The sequence below is a fragment of the Streptomyces sp. NBC_01775 genome (assembly GCF_035917675.1).
Taxonomy (GTDB): Bacteria; Actinomycetota; Actinomycetes; order Streptomycetales; family Streptomycetaceae; genus Streptomyces.
In genome coordinates, this window is record NZ_CP109105.1 from 251,100 (window position 1) to 275,123 (window position 24,024).

Annotated in this window: 25 protein-coding genes; 14 read left to right on the forward strand and 11 right to left on the reverse strand. The window is 69.1% G+C overall.

All coding sequences use genetic code 11. The features are described from left to right. Nucleotides 1-341 precede the first annotated feature (341 nt). The 3 genes from OHB04_RS41475 (at nt 342) to OHB04_RS41485 (ending at nt 2,626) form a co-directional block, all read left to right on the forward strand. Nucleotides 342-518 (forward strand): hypothetical protein, encoded by a 177-nt coding sequence (locus OHB04_RS41475; RefSeq protein ID WP_326693176.1) that lies wholly within the window; start codon nt 342-344, stop codon nt 516-518. Nucleotides 519-1,181: 663 nt separating this feature from the next. Beyond that, the gene (locus tag OHB04_RS41480) at nt 1,182-2,117 is read left to right on the forward strand and encodes a NucA/NucB deoxyribonuclease domain-containing protein (RefSeq protein WP_326693175.1); all 936 of its coding nucleotides are present in this window, start codon (nt 1,182-1,184) and stop codon (nt 2,115-2,117) included. Between the two features lie 2 nt (nt 2,118-2,119). Next, the gene (locus OHB04_RS41485; RefSeq protein WP_326693174.1) at nt 2,120-2,626 is read left to right on the forward strand and encodes a hypothetical protein; all 507 of its coding nucleotides are present in this window, start codon (nt 2,120-2,122) and stop codon (nt 2,624-2,626) included. A gap of 620 nt (nt 2,627-3,246) precedes the next feature. Here the strand turns inward: OHB04_RS41485 and OHB04_RS41495 are convergent. Further along, on the reverse strand, nt 3,247-3,630 hold the full coding sequence (locus OHB04_RS41495) for a peptidase inhibitor family I36 protein (protein ID WP_326693173.1): 384 nt from the start codon (nt 3,628-3,630) through the stop codon (nt 3,247-3,249). A 220-nt stretch (nt 3,631-3,850) separates the two neighbouring features. On the opposite strand from OHB04_RS41495, the gene OHB04_RS41500 reads away from it, so the two are divergent. Beyond that, complete coding sequence (locus tag OHB04_RS41500) at nt 3,851-4,102, forward strand: hypothetical protein (RefSeq protein ID WP_326693172.1); 252 nt, start codon at nt 3,851-3,853, stop codon at nt 4,100-4,102. After that, nucleotides 4,099-4,473 carry a hypothetical protein gene (locus tag OHB04_RS41505; RefSeq protein WP_326693171.1) on the forward strand — a complete coding sequence of 125 codons (375 nt, stop codon included), beginning with the start codon at nt 4,099-4,101 and terminating at the stop codon, nt 4,471-4,473. Before OHB04_RS41500 ends, OHB04_RS41505 begins: the two co-directional genes overlap by 4 nt. A 57-nt stretch (nt 4,474-4,530) precedes the next feature. On the opposite strand, the gene OHB04_RS41510 is transcribed toward OHB04_RS41505, so the two are convergent. Together OHB04_RS41510 and OHB04_RS41515 are read right to left on the reverse strand one after the other, a co-directional pair. Further along, complete coding sequence (locus OHB04_RS41510) at nt 4,531-4,947, reverse strand: hypothetical protein (RefSeq protein WP_326693170.1); 417 nt, start codon at nt 4,945-4,947, stop codon at nt 4,531-4,533. After that, nucleotides 4,908-7,049: a zeta toxin family protein gene (locus tag OHB04_RS41515; RefSeq protein ID WP_326693169.1), complete on the reverse strand. Its 2,142-nt coding sequence runs from the start codon at nt 7,047-7,049 to the stop codon at nt 4,908-4,910. The genes OHB04_RS41510 and OHB04_RS41515 overlap by 40 nt, the downstream gene beginning before the upstream one ends. A gap of 123 nt (nt 7,050-7,172) precedes the next feature. Between OHB04_RS41515 and OHB04_RS42140 the strand changes: the two genes are divergently transcribed. The 5 genes from OHB04_RS42140 to OHB04_RS41540 all read left to right on the forward strand — a co-directional run bounded on the left by OHB04_RS42140 (nt 7,173) and on the right by OHB04_RS41540 (nt 14,176). Continuing rightward, complete coding sequence (locus OHB04_RS42140) at nt 7,173-7,499, forward strand: helix-turn-helix domain-containing protein (RefSeq protein WP_405807801.1); 327 nt, start codon at nt 7,173-7,175, stop codon at nt 7,497-7,499. A 668-nt stretch (nt 7,500-8,167) separates the two neighbouring features. Then, a complete protein-coding gene (locus OHB04_RS41525) occupies nt 8,168-10,456 on the forward strand; it encodes a DnaB-like helicase C-terminal domain-containing protein (protein WP_326693168.1) in 2,289 nt (762 codons plus the stop codon). A 3-nt stretch (nt 10,457-10,459) separates the two neighbouring features. Beyond that, nucleotides 10,460-11,050: a transcriptional regulator gene (locus OHB04_RS41530; protein ID WP_326693167.1), complete on the forward strand. Its 591-nt coding sequence runs from the start codon at nt 10,460-10,462 to the stop codon at nt 11,048-11,050. Between the two features lie 37 nt (nt 11,051-11,087). Further along, nucleotides 11,088-13,700, forward strand: a complete 2,613-nt coding sequence (locus OHB04_RS41535) for a DEAD/DEAH box helicase (RefSeq protein ID WP_326693166.1) — start codon at nt 11,088-11,090, stop codon at nt 13,698-13,700. Further along, the gene (locus OHB04_RS41540) at nt 13,697-14,176 is read left to right on the forward strand and encodes a diadenosine tetraphosphate hydrolase (RefSeq protein WP_326693165.1); all 480 of its coding nucleotides are present in this window, start codon (nt 13,697-13,699) and stop codon (nt 14,174-14,176) included. Before OHB04_RS41535 ends, OHB04_RS41540 begins: the two co-directional genes overlap by 4 nt. Nucleotides 14,177-14,365: 189 nt before the next feature. On the opposite strand, the gene OHB04_RS41545 is transcribed toward OHB04_RS41540, so the two are convergent. From OHB04_RS41545 to OHB04_RS41555, 3 genes are all read right to left on the reverse strand, one after another. Then, nucleotides 14,366-15,022: a hypothetical protein gene (locus OHB04_RS41545; protein ID WP_326693164.1), complete on the reverse strand. Its 657-nt coding sequence runs from the start codon at nt 15,020-15,022 to the stop codon at nt 14,366-14,368. 190 nt (nt 15,023-15,212) lie between these two features. Continuing rightward, on the reverse strand, nt 15,213-15,890 hold the full coding sequence (locus tag OHB04_RS41550) for a class I SAM-dependent methyltransferase (RefSeq protein ID WP_326693163.1): 678 nt from the start codon (nt 15,888-15,890) through the stop codon (nt 15,213-15,215). Nucleotides 15,891-16,032: 142 nt separating this feature from the next. Beyond that, the gene (locus OHB04_RS41555; protein ID WP_326693162.1) at nt 16,033-16,494 is read right to left on the reverse strand and encodes a glycine-rich domain-containing protein; all 462 of its coding nucleotides are present in this window, start codon (nt 16,492-16,494) and stop codon (nt 16,033-16,035) included. A gap of 199 nt (nt 16,495-16,693) precedes the next feature. Here OHB04_RS41555 and OHB04_RS41560 point away from each other — a divergent pair, with 199 nt between their 5' ends. Then, on the forward strand, nt 16,694-17,419 hold the full coding sequence (locus tag OHB04_RS41560; RefSeq protein WP_326809668.1) for a helix-turn-helix transcriptional regulator: 726 nt from the start codon (nt 16,694-16,696) through the stop codon (nt 17,417-17,419). Continuing rightward, a complete protein-coding gene (locus tag OHB04_RS41565) occupies nt 17,370-18,092 on the forward strand; it encodes a hypothetical protein (protein WP_326693160.1) in 723 nt (240 codons plus the stop codon). Before OHB04_RS41560 ends, OHB04_RS41565 begins: the two co-directional genes overlap by 50 nt. Here the strand turns inward: OHB04_RS41565 and OHB04_RS41570 are convergent. After that, on the reverse strand, nt 18,044-18,517 hold the full coding sequence (locus OHB04_RS41570; RefSeq protein ID WP_326693159.1) for a YxiG-like protein: 474 nt from the start codon (nt 18,515-18,517) through the stop codon (nt 18,044-18,046). The genes OHB04_RS41565 and OHB04_RS41570 overlap by 49 nt on opposite strands. Nucleotides 18,518-18,660: 143 nt before the next feature. On the opposite strand from OHB04_RS41570, the gene OHB04_RS41575 reads away from it, so the two are divergent. Then, on the forward strand, nt 18,661-19,179 hold the full coding sequence (locus OHB04_RS41575; RefSeq protein WP_326693158.1) for a hypothetical protein: 519 nt from the start codon (nt 18,661-18,663) through the stop codon (nt 19,177-19,179). Nucleotides 19,180-19,188: 9 nt separating this feature from the next. Here OHB04_RS41575 and OHB04_RS41580 read toward each other — a convergent pair. Further along, nucleotides 19,189-20,048, reverse strand: a protein-coding gene (locus tag OHB04_RS41580) for an IS5 family transposase (protein ID WP_326693157.1) whose coding sequence is annotated in 2 segments (ribosomal slippage) — nt 19,189-19,649 and nt 19,649-20,048 — 861 coding nt in all. Because the reading frame shifts where the segments join, the coding sequence is not laid out codon by codon here. Between the two features lie 657 nt (nt 20,049-20,705). Here OHB04_RS41580 and OHB04_RS41585 point away from each other — a divergent pair. Then, nucleotides 20,706-21,191 carry a hypothetical protein gene (locus tag OHB04_RS41585; RefSeq protein WP_326693156.1) on the forward strand — a complete coding sequence of 162 codons (486 nt, stop codon included), beginning with the start codon at nt 20,706-20,708 and terminating at the stop codon, nt 21,189-21,191. Nucleotides 21,192-21,501: 310 nt separating this feature from the next. Here the strand turns inward: OHB04_RS41585 and OHB04_RS41590 are convergent, their stop codons facing one another. The 3 genes from OHB04_RS41590 to OHB04_RS41600 form a co-directional block, all read right to left on the reverse strand. Next, complete coding sequence (locus tag OHB04_RS41590) at nt 21,502-21,747, reverse strand: hypothetical protein (RefSeq protein ID WP_326693155.1); 246 nt, start codon at nt 21,745-21,747, stop codon at nt 21,502-21,504. A 90-nt stretch (nt 21,748-21,837) separates the two neighbouring features. Further along, nucleotides 21,838-22,284 (reverse strand): MarR family transcriptional regulator, encoded by a 447-nt coding sequence (locus OHB04_RS41595; RefSeq protein ID WP_326693154.1) that lies wholly within the window; start codon nt 22,282-22,284, stop codon nt 21,838-21,840. Next, nucleotides 22,281-23,123: a hypothetical protein gene (locus tag OHB04_RS41600; protein WP_326693153.1), complete on the reverse strand. Its 843-nt coding sequence runs from the start codon at nt 23,121-23,123 to the stop codon at nt 22,281-22,283. The genes OHB04_RS41595 and OHB04_RS41600 overlap by 4 nt, the downstream gene beginning before the upstream one ends. Nucleotides 23,124-24,024: the final 901 nt, after the last annotated feature.

Sequence of the window (24,024 nt, forward strand, 5' to 3'; positions counted from 1 at the left end):
TAGCGGCATGAGCCCGCCCATCTGCACCGCAGAAGGGAGAAACCACACGATGTGCTGACGCACTCGTACGCAGAGGAGGAGTCCGTCGGCATCCGCAGGGCTGAGGCCCGGGGTCAGGGCGCCGGCAGCTGGCTTGTGGGCGTGGCCTGGTCGGCGGGCTGGTCCAACTGCTGCTGGCGGCGCCGCTGCTGCTCGTTGCGGTGGTCTTCGACGCGTTGGGTGAACTTCTCCAGCGGCTCGGCAACTTGGGCTGTTCGCCTTTCTGACCTTGTTCTATGCAGTGTGCTGACGCGGGTACCTGGGGAAGCATGGTGCGTTGTTGTCGCCCATGAGGGGGATCTGTGTCAAAGCACCTGCCAGCCGCACGGAAGTTCGCGAACGAGGCTGAGGAACTGCTGGGGAGCATCAACGACCCCGGACAGAAGGCGACGGTGTACGCCCTGCTTGCCATCGCCCACGGGGTGATGGAGGCCGGTTTTGACCTCAATGAGGTGAAGAGCGCCATCGAGACGAAGTGATCGGGTCTGGCATCCTGCTTTGGGCCCTCTTTTGAGGGCCCAAAAGTAGAACCCATGCACTGTTACCTGCATATCTGTGACGGCGTGATCAGGTGAGTCCGGCGGTGGCGTTCACGGCTCGCCCGTGCGCTGGCACTCAAGACAGCGAGGACCATTGCCGCTCGCGTTGTTGGGACAGTGAACATGCCCAAGAACGCCGCGGGAACGGGCGTGAGGTAGTCGCTGTAAAGGCCCCGTCGCACGCCGACGGCGCGCCGCGCCTCCCACCCGCCGCGTGACGCCGCCGCCGGCCGCCGCCCTCGCGCAGCGCTTCTGCGAGTAGCGATTCAAGGTTTGTTGCAGGTTTTTTGCAAGGCTGGTGGAGCAGTGTGATTACTGCGGAATTTCGAGGCTGTTCGAGACAGCCGATTTCGTCGCTTACACCCGTCAAGGTCAGCAGTCTTTGGGTGAGTAGCCGTTCACGACCATCGGGGGAGATCCCACATGCGCAAGGTACGTTCTGCCTTAGCCGTTGCCAGCACCGCCGCACTTGCCGGCGTCCTCGCCCTACCCGGTACATCCGCAGCGACTCCCTCCGAGGGGGGTAGCGGCCCCCAGGGTGGACAGCGGCTCGTCACCACCACCTCTGCCACGCCCATGACTCCGGCAGGTGGTGCTACTGCCATGTCACCGAAGCCCCTGGCAACCCTGGCAGGTGGTGCTGCCGCCATGTTGCCGAAGCCCCTGGCAGGTGGCGTTGCCGCTGCAGCCGCATGTGGCACCTACACCCGCGTCCAGTCCTGCCGAGTTGTCAAGCATACGACCACCGTCTTCAACAAGCGGGGGGTTCCCATCGGTGAGGTCAAGAGCACGTCAACCCATGCACTGGTGTTCAGCACCAAGAGTCGTAAGTTTCGAGAGACCATTGTCCGGAAGGTCGACAGCATCACCGGCAAAGCGACAGGTATTCGTGAGACCCTGGCAGTCTCCTGCGGATCCCCTTGCCGGGCCACGAACAATTTTCCGCAAAACAGGGTATTGAAGCAGGGTGATATCATCAAGGGTACAATTGCCTACGCCGACGCGGTGAAGAAGGACAAGGTCCATTCCACGGCCACTCGCTACACCTGGACCGTTTCGAAGCCTCCGCACGTACCAGCAGCCACCACCTACAAGTCTATCGGTTATCGCTGTGACGATAAGATCAAGACGCGATCCGTGGGATGCGTGATTCCGAAGTTCCCGGAAGTGATGACCGCGATGAAAAAACTCCCTGGTATCGCGGCAAACATCCGCCGCATTCAGAACAACAGCCCTGGTCACTACGGGAAGCTGCACAGCGGTCACCCGTTGCATCGGATGATGGATGCGACGAAGCAAGGGAAGAACCGTAGGGCCGTGTGCGGCAGGCGCATTGTTGGACCTCGCCCGCGGCCGGGCGTCAGCTGCGACGAGTACCCCTTCGCCAGCACCCGCGAAGGCGGTACGGCTCTGAGTAAGAAGAACCGTGGCGTCGCCTGGGTGCCCGCATGGGAGCAAGGCAAGCAAGGGGGCTACATCACCGGATCCCACAACGACTGGCGGGCCCTCAACGGTGAGGCCTTCTACGTGGTGGTTTAACCTTGAGTGAGACATCCCTGCGTGTCAGTGCGGCCTACCACCAGTACACACTGGAGTGGGCCGCATGGGATCCCGACGCCATTCCCTTCAAAGGGGGAAATGGTTTGCTCTGGAATTCCGAGGGGCGCATTGTGGTGCTGACCGGTGTGGACTCCGGCGATATTCCCGTTGAGTTCGGAATCGATGACAGCGAACCTCCTCTCGACCTGGGCCCTTGGGAGGAGGTCGTCGAAGTCAGCGCCGTAATCACCGGGGACGCTATCAGTGTGTTCGTGCCTGATGGCATCCATATCGGTGACGTGGAACTCCCGGCAAGCCGGGAGATCTACCGGCTGCGTGTTCACGCCCGCGGTCGAGACGCCGGCTACGAAGCGGAGTTCATCGACGCCTCCGGGGGAGAGCACATGGTGGAAGAACATCTGATCCGCATCTGGCCCGCACCACCATCGCCTGAGAGCAGACTGAAACTGACAGACAGGGTTGGGGAAGTTAACCGTGCTCAGAAATAGGCGATGCCCGGAGGGCTGCTGCGGTGGCTGTGCTGCGGTAGACGTATCTGCCCTTGTCGTAGCGAGTGGCCACGGCCCGGGACTGCCTCAGCCTGTTGATCGCCCACTCATCGGGCCCGCCACGCAGGGCCCCGGCCACCCTGCAGTCCGGGGCCGTCTAACTGCGCTCAGGGTGAGTGCGTCAGGTGCTGGCCGCACGGTTTATGTATGGCCACCGCTCCGATCATCGTGTATCCGCCCGACGAGGAGGGCGGGTCCGCGCTGACGGGGCGATCCTCGGCCGGGCCTACGGCGTGACTGACCTGCTGGAGTTCTTACGCCGTGCCGGGCTGAACCCGGACGAAGTCGCGCTGGACGGCCCACTGATCGAATGGCGCGGTGGAGGGCCCTATGCCTGGGAGCCGGCGTCCGGCGGCAGCTCGTCGCCCCCGAGCGCACACCCCGGTCGGGCGCCACAGGTCGCCCGACCGGTCCGCGCGTGCCTCCGCCAACAGCTCGGCGGTCTTCCGGCAAGGTCACCCGGCGGGCTGGCCAGTAGTCGCGGCGGTGTACGGTCCGGGCCCTGATCGCGTACACCACATTGCCGTACGGCCGGCAACCGCGCCTTCGGCGGGGTGGTGTCAGCCGCAGTCGTTGCGGTTGATGCGCAAAGAGCGGGTCTGGTCGTTGAGGTTGTAGCCACGCAGGTCGTGGATGGAGCCGCCGCTCTTGGTGACGCACACCCATCGTCCGGCGAAGTTGCGCTTCTCGTAGACGCGGGCGGTGCGCTCGGAGTTGTTGCGCACCGAGCTGCCCCGGTCGCGGATGGCTGTGGGCAGGCCCTTCACGCTGCCGTCGACCGCGCGCTTGACCCACGGCTGGCCACCGAAGTTGATCTCGGGGTAGATGCACACGTAGCCACTGGGGCAGTCGATCACGGCTGATGTGGCGACCGCCGGCACGGCAGCGGCCAGAAGGGGCATGGCCAGGGCAGCGGCCACCAGGCCGCGGGAAAGGGAGTTCACGTCCGCATTCAAGCGCCGCTGCTTCACCAGCGCGGGCGATGGAAGGCAAAACCACCTGATCGGGGAAGAGTCAGCCCCGCCACGGCAGGCTGATCACTTCGGGAGAGGCTTCATGCGAGGGGGCGGAAAGCGCCCTTCACTCTGTCCCGGGCGGAACTCGAAGCACTCCGTGAGAGGTGATCCTGCACCCACGGGTTCTACCGGCGGTAGAATCGCGGGTATGGGGAAAGCGACGAGCATCAAGACCAGTGAGGATGTGCGCGACCGGCTGCACATCCTGGCCAGTGAGCGCGGCACCACGATCACCAAGCTGCTGGAGGAGCTCGCCTCCCGGGAGCTGACGGAGACCGAGCGGGAACAGCGCGCGCGTGAGGCAGCCGGTGAGCTGGGCGTCGACTACACCGAGCAGGTCCAGCAGAGCGGTCAGGACGCCTGGGCCAGGGTCCGTGCCCACCAGGGCGGCGCCGCGTGAGCTTGACGGCTGTCCTGGACCACACCGCGGTGTCCGCCCTGTACCGCGCGGACCCGTTCTTCACCGGCCTCTACATCGAGGCCTCGCGCGGCACCGGCCGCGTCCTCATCCCGTCCCTGGCGGTGCTTGCTGCCGAGCGGCATCTCCCGGGCGCGGGCCAGCACGCGGCCTCCCTGCGCTTCGCGGAGAGCGTGCCGTTCACGGACGCGCACGCGGTGGAGGCGATGGGCTGGACGAAGGCGGACTGGCCGGTGGCCCACGTCGCGGCGGTCGCCTGGCACGCGGTGAAGGCGGGCGAGCCGCTCACCGTGCTGTCGCTGGAGCCCGGACTGTACGCGGCGACCGGGATCACTCCGCTGGACCCCACCTGAGCCCCGCCCTGCAGGGCGGGGAGGGCGGGCCGTTTCCTCCGGGGACTGCGCCGGGGTTCAGCGCCGGGCGTCCAGGTACGAGCGGCGGGCGGTGACCAGGTCGCGCCATCGTGTGTGGACCTGGTCTGGGGGGCCGATCCAGCGGGTGGAGGCAGATGAGCCGGCGGGCTGCGGGCGGTTGGCCATGAAGTGCGCGATGTCGGCGTAGGAGGCGTAGTCACCCCGGTCGGCTATGGCGTTGAGGTGCTGGATGCTGTCGGCGAGCTGCTGCTGATCGTCACGGATGGCGTGGTGGAAGGCGAGGACGAGTTCGACGGTGGCCTCGGCGGCGGTCACGCCGGCGAGCCGGGCTTCGGTGCGCAGCACCTGGGCACGGTCATCGACGCCGGCTTCGCCGCGTCCGGCGTCCCGGGCGAGGGCGGCGGTGCGCACGGTCAGGGCGGTGGCGCGCAGATCGAGGCCCTGGAGAAGCACTTCGGCCAGGTCGATCTCGTCGTCGGCGGCCGCGGGGTCGGCGAAGGACAGGACGAGAGCACGCTGGGCCTGGCAGGTGGCACGCTCGCCGGCGACATCGTGTTCTTCGGCTTCGGCGCGTGCGGCACGGTAGGCGGCGGCCGCGCGGCCGAGGTCACCGTGAGGCCACCACACGTCGCCTTCGACGCGGTGTCCGCGGCCCTCCCAGCCCAGTTGCCGGGCTGTCTCCAGGCCGGTGGGGAAGTCACGGGCGATGCGGGCCAGGTGCGCGATGCCGCGACGGGCGGCCGGGGCGCGGCGGCCGCCGAGGTGGGCAGATGCCGCAGTACCGGGTGCGGTCGCTCCAGCTGGGGCGGCCGCACCGCTGCGGGCATCATCGGCCGGGCCAGCGCCGCGATCTCCTCCAGCTCGGCGCGGTGCTGGGGCAATGCGCGCAGCAGTCCTTGGTGCAGCGTCAGGAAGCGCCGGGCCTCGGTCTCGGTATAGGGCCGGGACCGTTCGGCAGCCAGCGCCGCGGACGCGTGGGGCGGGGAGCCGGATTCCTGCCGCAGCAGTGCCTGCCCGTTCCGGCCGAGCACCGTCAGCGCGGTGACAGCCGGGTGCGTCTGGGCGAGCGCAACGACGTCGTCCAGGGCGCGGTAGCAGGTGTCATGGCCGGCGCGGGAGGTGAAGCGGGCCGGGATGCCGGCCTGGAGGGCGCGGGCGTATCGCAGCGCAGCAGCCTGCCGGCTGTCGGCCCCTCGCACGGCGAGGACCACCAACTCGATCGGATATCCATCGCCCGCGAAAGGCAGGGCGCTGTCGAGGAATTCACCGGTGCTGCCCGGCGCACCTTCGATGAGCACATCCCCGCGTGCGCGCCGCACATACTCCTCAGCCTCGGCGAACCATGCCCGGTAGTCAGCACGGATCGCCGCCCCGGCGTTTCGAGGATCCTCCGTCAGCAGTTGCAGATAGTCCGGATGCGACGCCTTGAAGTCGTCACCGAGCAAATGCGCCGTCCCGGGACGCACGGCCCGCTTCACCATCCTGGCCGCCAGCAGTTTTCCCGCCCCCGGCTGGCCCAGCACGTAGACCCCGCGGGGGTCGTCCCGGCGGACGATGCCACTCAGGTACGACGGTGTGATCAGCTCCTCGAAGACCCACCGGTGTTCCTCGGCCGACAGCCGGTGGTAGTCCACCCCCGGTGCCTGGCGGCGAGGCTGGGCTATACGGCGGACCGGCTCCGCCCACGCGGCAGCACGCTCGACGTCTCGCTGGACCGCCAGGCGGCGGTCGTCGCAGGTGAGGTTGCGATGCAGGCGCCGATCAGTGCGTGCCAACTCGCGACGGAAGACGGCGGTCTCCGGCGCGCTCCAGGGCCGGGCGCGGTTCCGGGTCACCGCCCGGGCCGCGGCCGGGCGTTCCCGACTCCAGGCGCCGTCGACCAGTTCGTTGGCGTAGAGCACGGTGCCGTCGCGGCGCAGCACGGTGACGCGGTCGGCCAGCTGCTCGGCTTCGATGGCCGCGAGCACTGCGGGCATCCGCTGCGCGCAGGTGTCGTGGTTGTCCCACGACACGTACCGGCCACCGCCCCGCACCGGCTCGCTGAGGAAACGGTCGAGGATCCCCAGCTGGCTGAGCGCCTCGGGCGTCGCCACCGCCACCACCTCCAGGCGCGCCCCCGCCTCCCGGTAGGTGGCCGCCGATGCCCGGAACTCACCGATGTCCGCGAGAGCGGATTCGACCACGGCATCGAAACCCCGCTCGCGCACCAGGTCCTCGACGGCCGTCTGCCAGCGAGAGGTCTCTTCGCGCACCGCCGCGCCCGCGGTGCGCACATCGGCAGCGAGCGCGGCCAGGTAGCCGGGGTGAGCGGCCTTGTACAGGTCGCGGCCCACCCGCACGGCGCCACCCCGCCGCCGGAGAACAGCTTCGAGCAGATCGGCGATCTGCGTCTTCCCCGCCCCGGGCTGACCTCCGACCACGACGACCACGGGGCGCTCTTGGCGCACAGCCCCGCTCATAGCGGCCGGAAGGATCACCTGGCGCAGCAGGGCGAGGCTTTCCCGGTCCGTGAGCGCGTCCGGGGCCGGCCCGTCCACTGAACCGTCTTGCTGCACCAGGTGATCCCTCCGGCCATAGCCCTCAACCCGCATAGATTAAACAGAAGGCTACATCAAAGGTTAAGTGGATCCGCATTTGAGGGCTAAGAGATGCTAGGATTCGGCGCAGGAGGTAGCCCTATGGCAAGCCAGGAAGAGTTGTTCGCGTCCGTCGACGCGCTGCTGGAGGAGGAGCCGCTACCGCCCCCTGCGGAGCGCGCCCGGCTGCGAGCGGCCGCCGGCGTCACCCAGTCCCGCCTCGCGGCCGCGCTCAAGACATCAACGCAGACGGTGAAGAACTGGGAGAACGAGACCCGGAGCGAGCCAAGGCCACCGCGTCTGGAGCCATACAAGCGCCTGCTGAAGGGCTGGGCGGCGAAGTACCCCGCCCACGACGCTTCCGCACCGGACCCGGCCACCGTGTCCCAGCCGGAGTTGTCGGACGACGTTTACCGGGCCGGCGACTGAGTCGGAGGCCGCCGCTGCTCCGGCGGCCGCGCCGCGTCCGGCACGCACCACCAGGCCGACGGCGGAGTCGACGTCGCGCCGTCTGGGCGCGAAGAAGGCGGCCCCGGCTGACGCCCCGGCGGACGGCGCCGATCCGCGGTTCGAGATCGGCCCGCTGGCCGTCGTCGAAGTCGATGACGGGAGTGCTGGCGTACTGCGTCTGGCGCCCTTGCGCGCCCCGTTCCGCTCCCCCACCGCCGCCCTCCTAACACCCGGAGACGGCAGGCGACTTGAGCGCGGCAGCCCGGCGTCGGCCCACAGGCGATCTGCTCCTCGCGCACGCCGCGCTGCTCGCCGAACTCGCTCCCTGGTCCAGGACGTCGACGTCGGACAGCTGGCTTTCGCGGCCCGGACCGCCACCACCGAGCCGAAGCCGCCGGCGCCCGCGCGGCCCTACCCGCTCGTAACGCAGCATTTGCACGACCCCTTCCGACGCGCTGGCCTCACCCTGCGCAACAGATCCTGGGGGAGACCGTGAGACGCCTGGGGGACTGGGGCCCGAAACACCCTGAACGTCCGGGGACACCTGGGGGGCTGGGGCCCGTTCCTCGGCGGTTTGCAAATGCCTCATACATCAACCTGCAAAGTAGATACTGCGATATCATGGGAGACCGAGCGAGGAGGCTTTGATGGATGTGACGCTCTCCCAGGCCCGGGAGCGGTGGAGCGAAGTGGTCGAGCGCCTTCAGCAGGGCGATCAGGTCGTTTTGACCAACGCCAAGAGCGGTCAAGCAGCTCTGCTGCGCCGCCCTGAGGAGTCGGACCGGGCTCCCGCTGGGACGTGGACGAGCACTCGGGCCCGGCAGGAGCTGGGCAGTCTGATCTCCGCGGCCCAGGAGGAGCCGCAGCTTTTGACGGTCGGCGCGCGTCCCGCCGCAATAGTCCTTCGTCACCAGGCCCCGGCCGGGCAGCCGCAGCGGGAGGCGGAGCCGGGCGTGACCGGGCTCGGCGATGTGCTGGACGGCCTGCTGGAGACCGCTCCGCAGCACTCGGGGCTGTCGACGGGGGTTGCCGCGCTGGACCGGGCCTGTGGGGGGCTGGCGCGGGGGAGTGTCACGCTGGTGGCCGCGCCGCCGAACGCGGGCGGGAGCCTGCTGCCCTTGCAGGCCGCGCGTGCGGCAGCGTTCCACTCTGAGCAGCCGACCCCGGTGCTCTATGTCCCCTCCGGGGTGCCGTTGCAGGTCGCGGCCCGTCGCCTGATCGCGGCCGAAGCTCCGGTGCCCTATGCCCAATTCGCCGCCGGCACTCTCACGGCCGGGCAGCGCCAGGCGGTCCTCGACGCGGACAGTCGGCTGCGTGCGGCGCCCCTGTCGTTCACCAGGCCCGAGCCGACCGTGCAGGCGATCACCGAAGAGGCGTCCCGTATCGAGGGGCTGGGTCTGGTGGTGGTCGACCGGCTTCAGCACGCCCGTGCGGAGGGCACCCCGCTCTCGGGGCGTGCCCTGCCCACAGTGATGACGTCCCTGGCCCGTCTCGCTACCGACCGGCAGGCCGCCGTGGTCGTACTGCTGGACACCGACGATGCCCAGATCCTGGCCCGTCTGGACGCGGACCGCATCCTTCATCTGACCCGGCCGGGCGACGGTGCCACGGCCCGGATCACGGTAACCGCGCGGGACCTGGGCACCCTGACGGCCGTGGAAGTGGCGCTGGACATGACCCACCTGCGTCTCCTAGACCAGCCCGCCCCGCCCGCCCCTTCCACGGCCACACCCGCGACCACACCGGCCCTCCCGGCTCCGGCGCCTCATGCGGGCGCCGCACGCGGACCCGCCCAGACCTCACCTCCCCCCGCCCCAACCTCCCCCCGTCCCCAGCGCGCTGGAGCGGGCAGCGCAGGTCCCGCCCGCGCGCGTCCGTCAGCCGCGGTACACAAGAACAGCGGTGCGGTGGCCGGTCTCGTCGAGCGGATCGAGGGCAAGGTCCATACCGTCCTCACCGACACCGGGGGAGAGGTCGAGGAGGCAGTGGCGGCGCTGAAGAAGACCGCGATCCCCGATGTGATGGACCTGCTGGACGCGAGCCGGACCGGCGGCCGTTACGACTTCCGCAACTACCCCGACCTGCCCGACATCCTCCACAAGCGGGGCCGTGAGGAGTCCGACGACATCTGGGAAGCCCGCCCCCACTTCACCGCTCCGCCCGAGGTCCTCGACCAGATCGGCGGCGGCGTGGTCACGGCCCTGGACATCAACGGTGCCTACCTCAGCGCGCTCAAGGCCCATCTGCCCATCGGGCAGCTCGAACACCACCTGGGCCCGGACGCCGGCGGCCCGGCGCACGACACCAAGCGCTCGGGGGTCCACCTGGTCACCCCGCCCGCCTGGGAGCATGCCGACCTGCCGAACCCGATCGGCGACCGGGAAGAGCCCGGTCAGATCTGGATCACCGAATCCACGCTCCGTCTCCTGCTGCGCCTGTCCGGCCCGAAGCTCGGCCTGTGCGAGCGGCCGTTGATCCACGAGTCGTGGACGTCGGGGTCGACGGAGCAGCTACTGGAGACGTTGCGACGGGCGCTGGTGCAGGTGCGTACGAACGCCCTGGTGGCCGGCTCGGCGCACGGGGAGGCGGCGTATGAGTACGTGAAGGCGATGTACTCCAAGCTGGTCTCCACGATGGGGGAGTCCAACTACAACCGGGACCTGTATCGGAGCGACTGGATGCACATCATCCGCTCCCAGGCGTTCGCCAACCTGTGGCACAAAGCCTGGAGCGCCCGTCAGGCGGGGCTGACGGTGGTGCGGATGATGGGCACCGACGAACTCCACCTCGCCGGCAACTGGCGCACCGCGCGGGCGGCCGGGAAGGATACGCCGCTGTTCCCGGAAGGGCGTGAAGTCACCGAGGTCAAGCCCAAGCAGCTCTACCGGCTTGAGAAGGTGGCCGAGGGCAGCTATCGCGAACGAGAGGCGGACTGACGGATGCCGGAGCGCACCATGCAGTTCGGCCTCTACGGCGCGCGAGGCCGCAAGAGCGCCGACCTCGCCGGCGAGGTCCTCGACAAGCTGGCGATGGAGGGCGGCATCCGCTCACCCGTCACCAGCCGCCGGGGCCTGGGCGCCCGGCTCAACTACCTCACCCGCTCCGACGCCGGACGCCAGGCGATGGCAGAGGCCGGGATCACCGTCACCCGCCGCACGCTGCGCAACTGGCTCCAGCACAAACAAAGCCCCTCCCGCGACAACCTTGCCCGGATCGACGCGGCCTACCGTGCCCACCGCCGCCGTAACGTGGCCCCTCACCTGTTGCAGCGGCTCAACGCCCGCGGGGGGACCCGGGTGGAGATCCAGCCGCTGGACCAGCGCGCCGTGGCGGACCCCCGCAAGCGGCACATCGCTACCGACCGGGCTGACTTCCGTCGGCTTCGGATCCGCACCTGGGACCGCATCGTGGAAGCCTGGGCGGCCCAGGACGAGGCCGCGCTCGCCGATGCGTGGGATGACCAGCTCACCGACCTGGGATCCCAGTGGGGCCAGTACGAGTACGCCACCTCCGTCGGCTTCTCCGCCTGACAGCCACGGACCGGCAAAAGGGGAGGGATCAGCAGGCATGGAGAAGGAAGACAGCACGGGCAGCCCCCTGGAGCTGCGCCTCCGGCAGAAGGAAGCCGTCGACGCGGCCGTCTTCGCACTGGAGGCACCGCCTGGCGGTATTCCCGCGGCCGGTCTGCGTACTCAGGTGGTCGCCGCCCCTGGGTCGGGCAAGACGCTGGTCGCCTACGAGGTGGCCCGCCGGACCGTGCCGCGCGGCCGTGTCCTGGTCCTGGTCCCGACACTCAACCTGCTGGTACAGACGGTCACCAAATGGCGCGAGTACGGCATGCGTGGCCAAGCGGTCGCGGTCTGCTCCCTGGACCGCGACCCTGAGGTGCGCGCGTATCTGGCGGACGAGCTGGATGTGCGGTGCACGACCAACCCGATCCGGCTGGCGATGTGGGCGGGCACCGGCCCCGTGACGATCTTCGCCACCTACGCGTCTCTGGTGGGCAACTCCGGCCGTCCCACCGACGACACTGACGTCGACGTCGACGAGGCCGCGGCCGAAGGAGAAGCAGTCGAGGAGCGCGCCGTTGCCGGCGTCCTGGAGCGCGCGCTGGCCGGGAACTTCGGGCAGCAGCTGGACGGGTTCGGCCTGGCGGTCGTGGATGAGGCGCACCGCACCGCGGGCCTCGCGTCGAAGCCGTGGGCGGTCATCCACGACAACACGCGTATCCCGGCCGACCGGCGCCTGTACATGACCGCCACGCCCCGCATCTGGGAAACCGGCGGCACCGGCTCCGACGGCGGGGGCGGTGAGGTGCTGGTGGCGTCGATGGACGACGAGGCCCTCTACGGCAAGCCCGCGTTCGTCTATCCCCTCGGCCAGGCCATCGAGGAAGGTGTACTGGCCTCCTTCGAGATCGACGTCCTGGAGATCCGCGACCCCGCACCCCCCGGCGACGACGCGAGCCTGGAGGAGCGCCGGGGGATGCGGCTGGGCGCGATCCGTGCCGCCGCCCTCGCTCACATGGAAACCGCCGGCGTCGTCAGCCTGCTGTCTTTCCACTCCCGCACCCAGGAGGCCCTCTCCTTCGCCCGTGGCCTGCCCGACGCCGCCGACGAGCTGCGCGCCGCCGGGCGCTTCCCCGGGGAGATCTGGGGGGAGTGGCTGTGCGGCCTCCACCCGGCAGCCCACCAGCGCGCCGTCCTCGACCAGATCGCGAACGGGGTGGACGCCGAAGGGCACAAGACCGAGTTCCGCATCCTGTGCACCTGTCGGCTGCTGGGGGAGGGCACCGACATCACCGGACGGTGCGGCCTGGACGGCGTGCTGTTCGCCGACGTGCGCAGCTCACCGGTGGATATCGTCCAGTCCGTCGGTCGCGCCCTGCGCCAGGCCCCGCACGAGGGCAAGGTCGCACGGCTGGTCGTGCCCGTCCTCCTGGCCGAGGAGGACGAGGGCCGGGACATGGCCGCAACGGCCGCGTTCGAGCCCCTGGTGAAGGTCCTTCGCGCACTGCGCTCCTTCGACCCGCGCATCATCGAACAGCTCTCACTGCGTCCCGCAGGACGCCGCAGCGGGACAGCGGAAGACACACTCGCCGCCGACCCGCACGGAGACGCCCGCCAGACCGGCACCGAGCCCGCCGCCGAGGACGCCGAGCCGGCCGACGACCACGGCCCGGCGCAGGAGCCGGCCCGCGAGCTGCCCCTGCTGCACTTCTCCGACCGGGGCCGGGACGCCGAGGAGATCGCCCGGCTGGTGCGCACCCGCGTCCTGCGCCCGGAGTCCACCGCCTGGCTCACCGGCCTGGAGGCCGTCCGCACCTTCGCCGCCGGGCACGGGCACGCCAACGTCCCCTATACCGCCACCGTCCACCTCGGCGACCAGGCCGTGGACTATCAGGTGGGCCAGTTCGCGTCCGAGCAGCGCCGCGCCTGGCGACACGGGGACCTGGCCGACTGGCGAACCGAACTGCTGGCCGAGACGGGCTTTGTCTTCGACCCCCGCGACCAGGCGTTCACCGAGTTCCTGGACGTGTGCGCCCTCTACTTCGCCGGACACCACACCCTCGCCGCCCCGCGGGATGCGGTGCTGGCCGGGGTGGCGGTCGGGGAGCGCCTGCACCAGGTGCGCAAACCTGGCGGCCTGGGCAAGAAGCGCGCCACAGCCCGGCGCGAGCGGCTGGAGGCCATCGACCCGGACTGGAACCCCGCCTGGCCCCTGACCTGGCAGCGCCACTACGCGAAGGCCCGCTGGCTCCTCTCCCAGGGCGCTACCCCCGGCGAGCTCCAGCCCGGCGTCCACCTCGGCGGCGACGACGTCGGCGCCTGGCTGGCCGAACAGCCCGCCGCCTGGCACACCCTCACCGACGGCCAGCAGCAGCGCCTGGCCGCGCTGGGGATCGGCCCCGCCCCGGCCGGGGCCCTCCCCGCGGCCGTGGCCCCTCCCGCCGGGGCCTCCCGGTGGGAGATCAACCTCGCCGCCGCCCGACAGTTCAAGGCCCGCGAGGGCCACCTGCGGGTCCCGCGCGCCCACACCGAGACCGTCACCGGCGCCGACGGTAGGGAGCACCGCATCCGGCTGGGCGTCTTCCGCAGCAACACCCGCACCCACCACAACCAGCACAAACTCACCTCCGAGCAGGCACGCGAGGCCCGCACCATCGGGCTCCTGCAGTGACTGGTGACTGGCGGACGGATCGGATCGGAAGTGCGCTGCGCCGTGAAAACCCTGCGGTGCTGCGGCGCTTGAATGCGGGGTTCGCCGCGATAGGCGATGTGCAGTTCCTGCCGGGCTACTCGGTGCTCCTGGTGGATGACCCCCAGGTGGAGAGGCTGTCGGACTTGCCCGGGGACAAGAGGCTGGCATTCCTGTCCGACATGGACCGGCTCGGAGAGGCAGTCGAGCGAGCATCCCGTCGCATGGACGCTGCCTTCCGGCGGGTCAATCTGGAAATCCTCGGCAACACCGAAAGGTACTTGCACGCGCACGTGTGGCCACGGTTCGAGTGGGAGCCCGCCGACATGGTTGGCAGGCCCGTGTGGCTCTACCCCCGCGACCGGTGGTCCGACGAGCGATTCGCACTTGGTCCGCAGCACGACCTGCTGCGTCGGGCGATCGGAGAGGAGCTGGACCGTCTGTGCTCGGCGAACTGACGGCGGCACGCGGGGGAGACGGTCGTGGAGGTGCTCGCCTTCGACGTCCCGGCCGCGTTCGCGGAGTGGCCTCTGATAGTCCGGACAACCGACCGGTGGCGCCCACACACCACGTGCACGTCTCGCGCTACCCCTCCGCCACCGCCCTGACCTGAGCTGCGCGAATGCTCAGGGGAGTGCCGGGGCGGCTCATAGCCGGGTGGGGGGTGTTTTGCCGCGCTGGACGTACTGGATGCGCTTGAACTGTATCGTCGCGAAGATCAACAGGTCGTCCTTGGCGCCGAAGTCAGGGTCTTCTTCGCAGGAATCGTTGCAGACGTACCGCGTCACGGCCGAGACCGTGCCTGCCCGCATCACCAGCGTGACGGTCGTCTCGCCCGTGGCCTCATCGACGCTCTCGCGCATCGTGCTCGCGTTCCCCACCTTGGGAGACACTGCGCGCTTGCGGCCGGGCTGGTGGGCCAGGGATGCCTTGCGCCGTGTGTAGTCCCGGCGGGCCGCGGTGCGGCTCTCGTACGCCTGCAGGTCGATGGAGATCGTGCCCGTCTGATACGGGTCGTCGTACCGCGCCCGCCCTGAAGCCTTCAGCCCGGCACACCTGGTGGGGCCCGACGTTTTCCTGCACGGCAGGTCCGCGGGGGCGTCACGGGCCGAGGGCCTGGCCCCCACCTCCCAGGCCGTGGCCAGGTTCTCCGACCGGAGCATGGACTTCTTCAGCCCCGCAGCGTCCAGGCCGGCCGGCAAGTCCGCGACCCCATAATCCGAGGGTGCACTGCTGTGCCCTGCCCCGTCAGGTATCACCGACCCCGCACCGCACCCCACCGCCGACAGCAGCGCCACGATCACCGCACCACCCACCCACACCCTCGCCGCCAACCGTCCGCGGTACACCCGGCCCCCGCTCCCTCAACAGAACCAACTCGCGGAGCCTAGACCTACTGTCCATCGAACATCTACCGTCCGGATGATCAAGCAGACCCGGGGGTGGTGCCGGGTTCGGCCCGGTTGGTTTCTGATGCCGGGAGCCGGACTTCGTTCAGGACGCTTGGTCTCGGTGGGCTTGGACGAGGAGGGTGCCGAAGCGGCCCGGCTGGGGGGCGGGGAGGGTGCGGGCGTTGATGTCGGTGTAACCGTGGCGTTTGAGGATGCCGGTCCATGCCTGGGGGGTGTATTGCCAGCGCTGGACGGTCAGCTCCCGCTCCCGTCCTTCCAGCCACCTGCCGCCCATCTGCTGGGGCCCGTGGGCATCTCCTGGCTCGGCCTGGGAGAAGACCAGCGTCCCGCCGGGGGCCAGGCGGCGCAGGATGCGGGGCATCAGCTCTTCCGGGTCGGTGAACCAGACCGCGCCCCAGTTGGAGTAGATCGCATCGAAGCAGGGGCCGGCGGCCTGAAGGTAGGCACAGGCTTCCGCGTGGAGGAAATCGAGCCCCGGCAGGTGGGCCCAGAAACGGCGGGCGCGCTCGGTCTGGACGGGGGAGAGGTCGATAGCCGTCACGTGGACGCCGAGCTGCGCGAGGTAGGCCGCCTCCGCGCCCTCCCCGGGGCCGAGTTCCAGGGCGCTGGTGCAGGGACCCAGAAGTTCGGCCCCGGGGCCGTGGCCGGGGTACTGCGTCCAGTCGAACCGGTCGTCGGGCGGGGGCGGCTGGTCGCCTTCTCCCCGGTAGGGCTTGTACAGGTCCCAGTACGCGGGGAGCGAGACGGGCGGGTGAGGCATGGGGCTCCTCGTGTGTCCGGTGGAGCTGGACACCGTAGCGGGGCCTCCATCGCGGCACGCCGTCTTTGCCGGGACTTCGCCACTGAGCGGGCATGAGGTGGCCCGGACGCGAACGTTCGCGTCCGGGCCACCTCATGCCCGCTCAGTGGCAGTTCGCTCCTGGCCTGCAGGGGCCGCACTTGCCGTAGTCGTGCTCCCACAGCGGCCAGTCCACGGCGAACCCGTTCTCGTGCAGGATCGTCGCGGTGCGCTCCACGCTGCCGTCATACTTGAACGCGATCTCGGGAATGTGCTCCAGGAACCCGCCCTGGAAGTGCCGGGCGCAGAATTCGCGGTAGTTGCGGGTGTCGAGGATGAAGACATGCACGGCGGTGTCGACCAGCCTGCCGCAGCACATCTCCAGGCCCTGCCCGAACTTCTCCATGGCGGTGATCAGGTAGGCGACTGCCTGCCCGAACAGCCGCTCGGCCATCACCTCGTCGAAGGGGTGGTCGCGCTGGAGGAGAGTGACCTCCCGCTCCCACACCTGAGGGCTCACGAACGCCCTGGGATCCCGTACCCGCTCGACGGGAAGGACGGGCCTCTCAGCGAGTCCTGTCGTCATCGCTGCCTCCTTGCCTCGGCTCGTGCCTGACACTCCCAGCACACCGCCGCGACACCCCGCCGGGAAGACGCGGCAGGCCCGGCCGCACGCTGTGTGCGGATCCCGCACACGGCGTGCGTCGCGCTGCCGTGCCCTGTCGGGGGCGCGGGCGCGGCGCTAGCGTGGGAAGGCTGACCGCCGGCCGCGCGGGAGGACCCTCATGCTGACCGCGTCGATGTCCACGAGCACGCTCCCGGACCTGGGGGCCGTCATCCGCGGTGCGCGGGCCGCCGCTCGGATGACGCAGACCCAGCTGGGCAGGTGCTGCGGGTATTCGCACTCGGCCATCAGCCGGATCGAGACCGGCCACACCGTCCCGGACTGGCCCACCGTCGCCCGGCTCGCGGCCGTCCTCGGCATCGGCCCCGAGAAGCTCGGGCTGGCCCATTCGAGCGGGTCGCCGCCAACAGGTGCCGCGCCCGTCGCCCGGGCCACTAGGGTGCCGTCACGTCCCGATGCCGAGGACTGGGAGGATGCCGTGCGCCGCCGCCAGATGCTCGCCCTCACCGGCACCGCCGCAACCGCCGTGCTCGCCGGCCTCCCCGCAGCGGCCACCGCGCGGCCACAGCCCGCAGCCGATCCGGACCTGTCCGGCCTGGAGGACGCGCTGCTGTACGGACCGCCACCCAGCAGCCACGAAGCCACCACCGCCACGGTGGCCCTGGCAGTATCCGAGTCACGCGCCCTTCTCGCCCAGGGCCGCTACCGCGAACTGGCCGCCGGCCTCCCACACCAGCTCGCTCTGGCCGAGACCTACCGGGACGAGGACGGGGGCTCGGCCCTCTCCTCGCTCTTGTCCACCGCGGCCCGCGCGGCCATCAAGGCCGGAGACGACCGTGACACTGACCGCCGACCGCGCCGTCCTCACCGCCCGCGAGGCCGGTGACGCGCTGGCCCTGGCCGAGGCGTACCGCATGGCCTCCAGCGGCTACCGCCGCACCGGCCGCTACGACCGCGCCGTCCAGACCGCCGTCCGCGCGGCCGACCAGCTCGCCGCCGACCGCACCGCCCCCCGCGCCGCCCGCGCATCGCACGGCGGCAACCTGCTCGCCACGGCTGCCTACACCGCGGCCAAGCACGGCAACAGAGCCGGAGCACGGGAGCTGATCCGCGCCGCCCACCGCACGGCGGAAGCACTGGGAGGCGAACGCTGCGCAGGCAGCGCCTGGTTCGGGCCACGCCAGGTCGCCCTGCACGAGGTCTCCGTCCACCAAGTCCTCGGCGACCCGGAAGCCGCGGTGAAGGCCGCCCGGGCACTCCCTGTCCGGGGGCTCCCGAGGGAGCGCGCGGCCCGGCTGTGCATCGATGTGGCACGCGCGTACGAGGACTGGGGGAGACCGGAGGAGTGCTACCGCGCTCTGCTCTCAGCCGAGCGCGCCGTACCGGAAGAGGTACGGCGCGAAAGCATCCGCGAACTCACGAGGAAACTCCTCCCCTACGAACGGCGACTGCCGGGGATCCGCGACCTCGCCCGCCGCACAGCCGCCGTTGCCGAGACGAACCCTGATCGCTACTCCGTGACGAAGGGTGCGTATCCGACCGGGACCTCGCTCACCTGAAGCTCGGAGAAGAGCAAGGTGAGGTTGTGAGCGTTGGTCTCCATGAGAACCTCGTGGAAGTCGATCCCAAGGGCCTTCGACCAGCGGCGGGTCGCCGCCGACTCGGCGGGAAGCTTGGCTCCCGGGTACAGGCAGTGCCACCTCACTCCCCAGACGTATCCGTCGAGATCGACACCGGTTTCGTGGTCGATGAGCCGGTCGTCCAAAGAGACCCGCCAGGTCTTCGCCGGTACTGACGTCTCACACCGGGCCTCGACGCAGCATCGGAAGAGATACCGCAGGTGGGACGGCGTGATGCCGGTACGGGGATCTGCCGTCGCGTAGACGATGACCTCGTAGTCGCGCATGTAGTTGGTGTATCCGTGGTGCACGACCGCGTGATCGAAGGTCTCGTCAAGCATCTGTTCAAGTACGGCGGCATCCATACCGCCCTTCTACCTCACTCGGCGAGACCTTCGACAATGAGATTCACGGGCAGCACCGTTGCCTCAGAGATCGCCCGGACAAGTCCTCTAGCATCTGTCTGGTGGGTCGGTAAGGGTCCTTGCCTGCTTTCTAGGCTGGGGTAATGGACAACGAGCTCGCTCACGAGGGAAGCGCCTTCATCAACTTTCGTCGCTACCTCCCGGACCCGAAGGAGCACGGATTCCGGTGGGTCGATATCAAGCAGCTCCGCTTCTGCGCTCAGTCCGTGGACGATGGAGGGCTGCTTGCCGCGCTGATTGGGCATGAGCAGTTCCGGAACGACTATGCGGGTGGTGGAGTGCTGCCGGAGGGCACCCGGCACGGTCCGTACTGGCGACGGTTGATCACCCCCGATGTCTACGAGCCTGTCAGCCAGGAGAAAGCTGTGCGGATCCTGCGGGAGTGGGTGGATCCGCTCCGGGACGTGCCCGCCGTGCTGGAGGCAGAACTGCAGCGGGAGGTGTTCGACCGCCTGGTCGCAGCTGATGGCATCTACTACCTCAACGAGCTCGGTGATGAAGCGATTCATGACTGGGGACGGGTGCACGACTACTTCCACGAGTTCGTCCTCGTCGACCGCTCGGCCAGGCAGATCGCTCTCATCGTCGCCGCCGACGACTAAGAGGTCATCTCATTTGGCCAGTCTGCGGTAGCAGATGAGGGTGCAGGCGATGCTGGTGAAGGCGAGGAAGTGTTCGGCTTTGCGCTCGTAGCGACGGTGGAGGCGTCGGCAGCCGGCCAGCCAGGACATGGTGCGCTCGATGGTCCAGCGATGGCGGCCCAGTCGCTGTGAGGGCTCGATTCCCTTGCGCGCGATGCGGTGGGTGATGCCGCGCTCGCGTAACCAGCGTCGCAGGTGGGAGTAGTCGTAGCCCTTGTCCGCGTGGAGCTTGCCCGGTCGGCGGCGCCGGGGGCCGCTGCGGGAGCAGATCGGCGGTATGCCCTTGACCAGAGGGATCAGTGCCTGGCTGTCGTGCAGGTTCGCCCCTGAGATCCCGATCGACAGGGGCAGACCGGTCCGCTCGGTGATCAAGTGGATCTTCGAGCCGTACTTACCCCGGTCGACAGGATTCGGACCTGTCAGGTCCCCCTTTTCAGGGCGCGCATGTTCACCGAGTCGACCGCGCATCGGGACCAGTCCAGGTCACCGCGAGAGCCGAGTTCGTCGAGGACCAGGCGGTGGAGCTTCGCCCACACTCTGGCCTTCGACCATTCAGTGAAGCGGCGGTGGGCCGTGGCACCGGACGGCCCAAAAGACGCTGCGGGCACCTGCTGCCAGGTACAGCCGGACGTCGCCACGAACACGATCGCGGCCAGCACTTCCCGGTCGCCGTGCCGACGACGGCCACCACCCTGCGGCCTTGCCGGTACCTCCGGCACCACTCGCTGGAACAACTCCCACAACTCATCCGGCACCAGCCGCTCAACGATCCCCACCACGACCGACAGACTACCGACCCAGCCAAATGAGATGACCTCTAAGGCAACCATCGGACATCCGCTGTCGTAGCTGGGATCAGTCGCGAAGACACCACCGAATCGCGGCAAGAGTGACCGTGCCCTGGAAGACATCGGCCCTCTTGCCGGAGTCGCGGCGGCCCGGCACCGGTTCCCGTACATCGGTACCGCGCGGGGCGGGATGAGCGCGTCCGAGCCGGTCCTGGTCCGTCCCTACGCGCCGGGGCTGTGGGAAGCGGTCTACGGCGCGCAAACGAACTCAAGAACAGCCGGTATGGGACTGGGGGGCAGCCGGTTTCGTGGCTGGGGCCGTTGGGCCTGCGAGCCGGGTGGCGGTGTCCGGGGGGCGGCGGTGTCCGGCTGGGCCGGGTGCCGGACCGCGCGTGGTGTTCAGCTCGGGGATGTGTCGTCCCGGAAGGCGGCGTCGGCCGCCAAGGCGGGGGCGCCCCTGCCGCGCCCGGCTCCACCTCGCTCCGGAGACCGTTCGGAGGGGGTCAACCCTCGCCCTTCAACGTCTATTTCCTTCTCGGAGCTGACCGATAGAGGAAAAGCAAAAAACGAGTGACTACCATCAACTACCCTTTTTCCGGGCCAATGATTGATATCCAACAGGCAGCGAACCAGCCCGTCGCAGACGAGTACCGACGGACCGGAGAAACACAAGAAGGAACCGACCAACGGGAGGAAGAAATGACACTGACGACAGACCCGGGAACCACCGAACGCCCGCACTTCCCCACCTGGCGCCAGGTGCCCGAAGGCGTCTATGCGACCAAGACCCAACTCAAGGGCATGGACCTGCCGCGCGAGCCCGGCCCGCCGGCGGCGAGTGTCGAGGGCTACGACGGGCTCGGTCGCCGCACCACCCCCACCCTCTACCGCGTCGATGAGTCCGAGCCGACCAGCGCCTCGGCCGCGCAGCTGGTAGCAGCCCACCGCCGCGCCGGCCCCGCCGCGCGCGAGTGCGCGGACTGCCAGGCCCGCCCCGAACGCGCCCCCGCCCTGAGCGAGGACGGGCCGCTGTGCCCGGCCTGCTGGCACATCCGCACGCTGCGAACCGGGCCGACGTCGAGGCCATCATCCGCACCGTCAACCCCTCGCTGCTCGCCGAGCTGGACGGCGCCCGTTGACCTGATGGGCGGGAGACAGCCAGACGTGGGGTTTTACCTGGTGTGACCGGCCGCCGAGCTCGCGGCCGTGCTCCGACTCGTACACCGGGGCTGCGATTTCGGGCAGTTCCCCGTCCTCGATGCGTACCGCGGCGTCGTGGATGGCGTCCTCCAGCTCCCTTTGGAAGGGCGCGGGAGGAGCTGTGCGGCAGTCGGGTTGTTCTGGTCCTCTAGAACAACCCGGTTCAGCTGGTGCTACCGCCGTCGGCGTCCGGGGGCTGGGCATGAAGAAGGCGCTGCACCGAAGTGCAGCGCCTGGAGGCTTCGAAGGGGCAGAGGGGTCCGCTGGAGGGCGCAGGAGGCCCCCTGGCAGGTGTTCAGCCGGTGGCGGCGAGGTTGGCCGTCTGGGCGGCGAACCTCGCCCGTCGCTGCTCGGTGAAGCGGCCGGGCTCGGCGGCCCTGATCTCCGGGACCGGCATGACGGGGGAGGAGACGGCGCCGCCGGTCAGCAGCGGGTGGAGCTGGTAGAGGCCGTCTTCAAGACTCCAGACGAGTCCGCACTCGCGGAGCTCTTTGAAGCCACGGTTGACTGTCGGCTTGCTGGCGCCCAGCTCGGCGCACATCTCGTTCTGGCTGATCGCGGCCGTGCTGGTCTCCGGGCCGCAGGTACAGCAGTTGGTCCAGGACGCGGCGGCCGACGGCCGGGCTGTCGTTCAGGAGACGGCTTTGAAGACCTGCCGGCGCTTCTGGTCGTCCTTGCGGCGGCGCTTCTCGGCGAGCTGGTCCTCGTAGGCGGCCACCGCCTGGCGATAGTTGAGAACGAAGTTCCGGGCGTCCAGGCGCTCGTCCTTGGGCATCGCCTGCACCGCGGCGACGGCGTCCTCGGGGGAGTGGTAGCCCGCGAGCATCGGGTTGATCTGGTAGAGGCCGTTGCGGACCTTCTTGACCAGCTTGGCCAGCTCCAGGGTGCGCAGAGCCGCGTTGACGCTGGGGCGACTGAGTCCCAGTTCCTGGCCGATCGTGGCCTGGTCGGTATGGATCCGCCCGCCGGCCTCGCTCATGGCGCGCAGCTTCAGCAGCGCTCGGTACGCGGCGGGAGGCAGGTCGAGGTCGGCAAGGAGTCCGTCGGCGTTGACCGAGGCGAATCGCAGGGTGCTCATTGGATTGTTCCCTCCTCACGCTGGGCTCGTGCCCGGCGCCGCTCCGCGCGCTGCTCGGCGCGCTCTTGCCTCAGCTCCTCGATGGCCTTCCGCATGTGCTCCAGCGAGGGGAACCTCACGAGGTCGGGCAGCTTCTCGTTCTTCCGGATGGACGCGATCGTCTTGTGCTGGGGCACGTTGACGTACTCCGCCTCCACCGTCTCGGTGCCGGGGATGAACTCGGCCACGCGGTAGGAGAAGGGCGGGTTGAACTGATAGACGCCCCGTTTCACCTTGAACACGATGCCGTGGCCCATGACCTCTTTGAGAGCCTCCCCCACCTTCACCCGATGCACGTCCAGCACCGTGGCCATCTCCTCCTGAGTCAAGTGGATGCGCCCGCCTGCCCGCTGACAGGCGATCATCAACAGGATCAGACGCAGGGGCAGTGCCTCTCGAAAATACTGCGCGATGAGGAAGAAGAACTCCAGGGAGTCCATGGAGAAGGCGTTCGGAGCCCCATCGGGGGAGTAGAACTCCAGCGGCTTCCGCTCGCTGTCCAGCGACACCTTGCGGTTGGGGTACTTGCGCGCAAGGGCATCCAGATCCCGTACCGGCGCGACGGGCTTCGACCACGCCGACAGGGCGTCGTCGGAAGGCGACGGCGCCGGGATGGGCGTTGGTGCGCTCCGGCGACGTGGCTCGGCTGACACGAGGCGGCTCTCCACTTCCTTGATCGCGTAGGACGCCAGTATGTCAGCCAGCCCGACTATTACGTCGGCCATACCGACGTTCCGGCGAGTTGTGCACCCCCACGAGGTACGCAACTTCCCGGCGTCGCCCTCCGCGTTCACTGACATCAGCGCTCCGCGCCCACCTCCGGAACGTCGGCAGCGCTGACATTCCGCGCACACAGACGTCAGCCTCGCCGACATTTCTGGCTCGATATGCATCCTCAGCAGCTACACATTGGTAGACCTATGCAACCTCAGCAGCTACACAAGTCCCCACGCACAACGCCCTGACCAGGAGTTTCTTGATCCTGGTAGGTATCAGTGGCTGAGGTCAGCGGCCACTTCGCCACTACGTCGACGAAAACGCCTCGTGGCCAAGGCCCGGCCGACTCCGCCAAGTAGCCCTACTCTCCCCATCGAGTGGTGATCCAGCCGAACCCATCCCCGCGCCTACGGCTCGTCACCGTGTCGGCCCCAGGGGCCGGCACCGCACCTCCGGGGTTCTTCTGTCCATGGGCTGCTGCATCACTCCGCCCGCAAATTCGGATAAGGGGCTTCTGTAGAAAATCGGTGAAGGGAAACACGCGCACCCGCATACAACGAGTTACCGTAATTCCTGGCGTGCTCTCTATGGTTAAGGTAGAAAGGGCTGGAAGCAGGTGACGGCTCCCGGAACATAGGGGAGTTGTACCGGAACCTAAATTCCTCCCCGAGTTGCATATCTGACAGGGAGTCAGGGAGGCGTCATGGGAGTAGGGGAGTGGCCCTAAATCCCAAAATGAACCCCGCTATGCATACAGGGCTACGCGAACCGTGGCCGAGCTCTTTTCTTCGTGGCCCGCCAGCGCAGCCCCGGAGGGGCGCGCCTTCACCCCGGCCAGCTGCAGGCCGTGATGGCTCAAAGCAACAGGCCGCGAGGCCAGTTGGCCCGGCCGGAGGCCGGGACCCCGTCCCCGGAGGGGACGGACTGGCGCCCGGAGGACACCAGAGCCCCGCCTCGTAGAGGCGGCGCGTCGTGTCTGCGGGC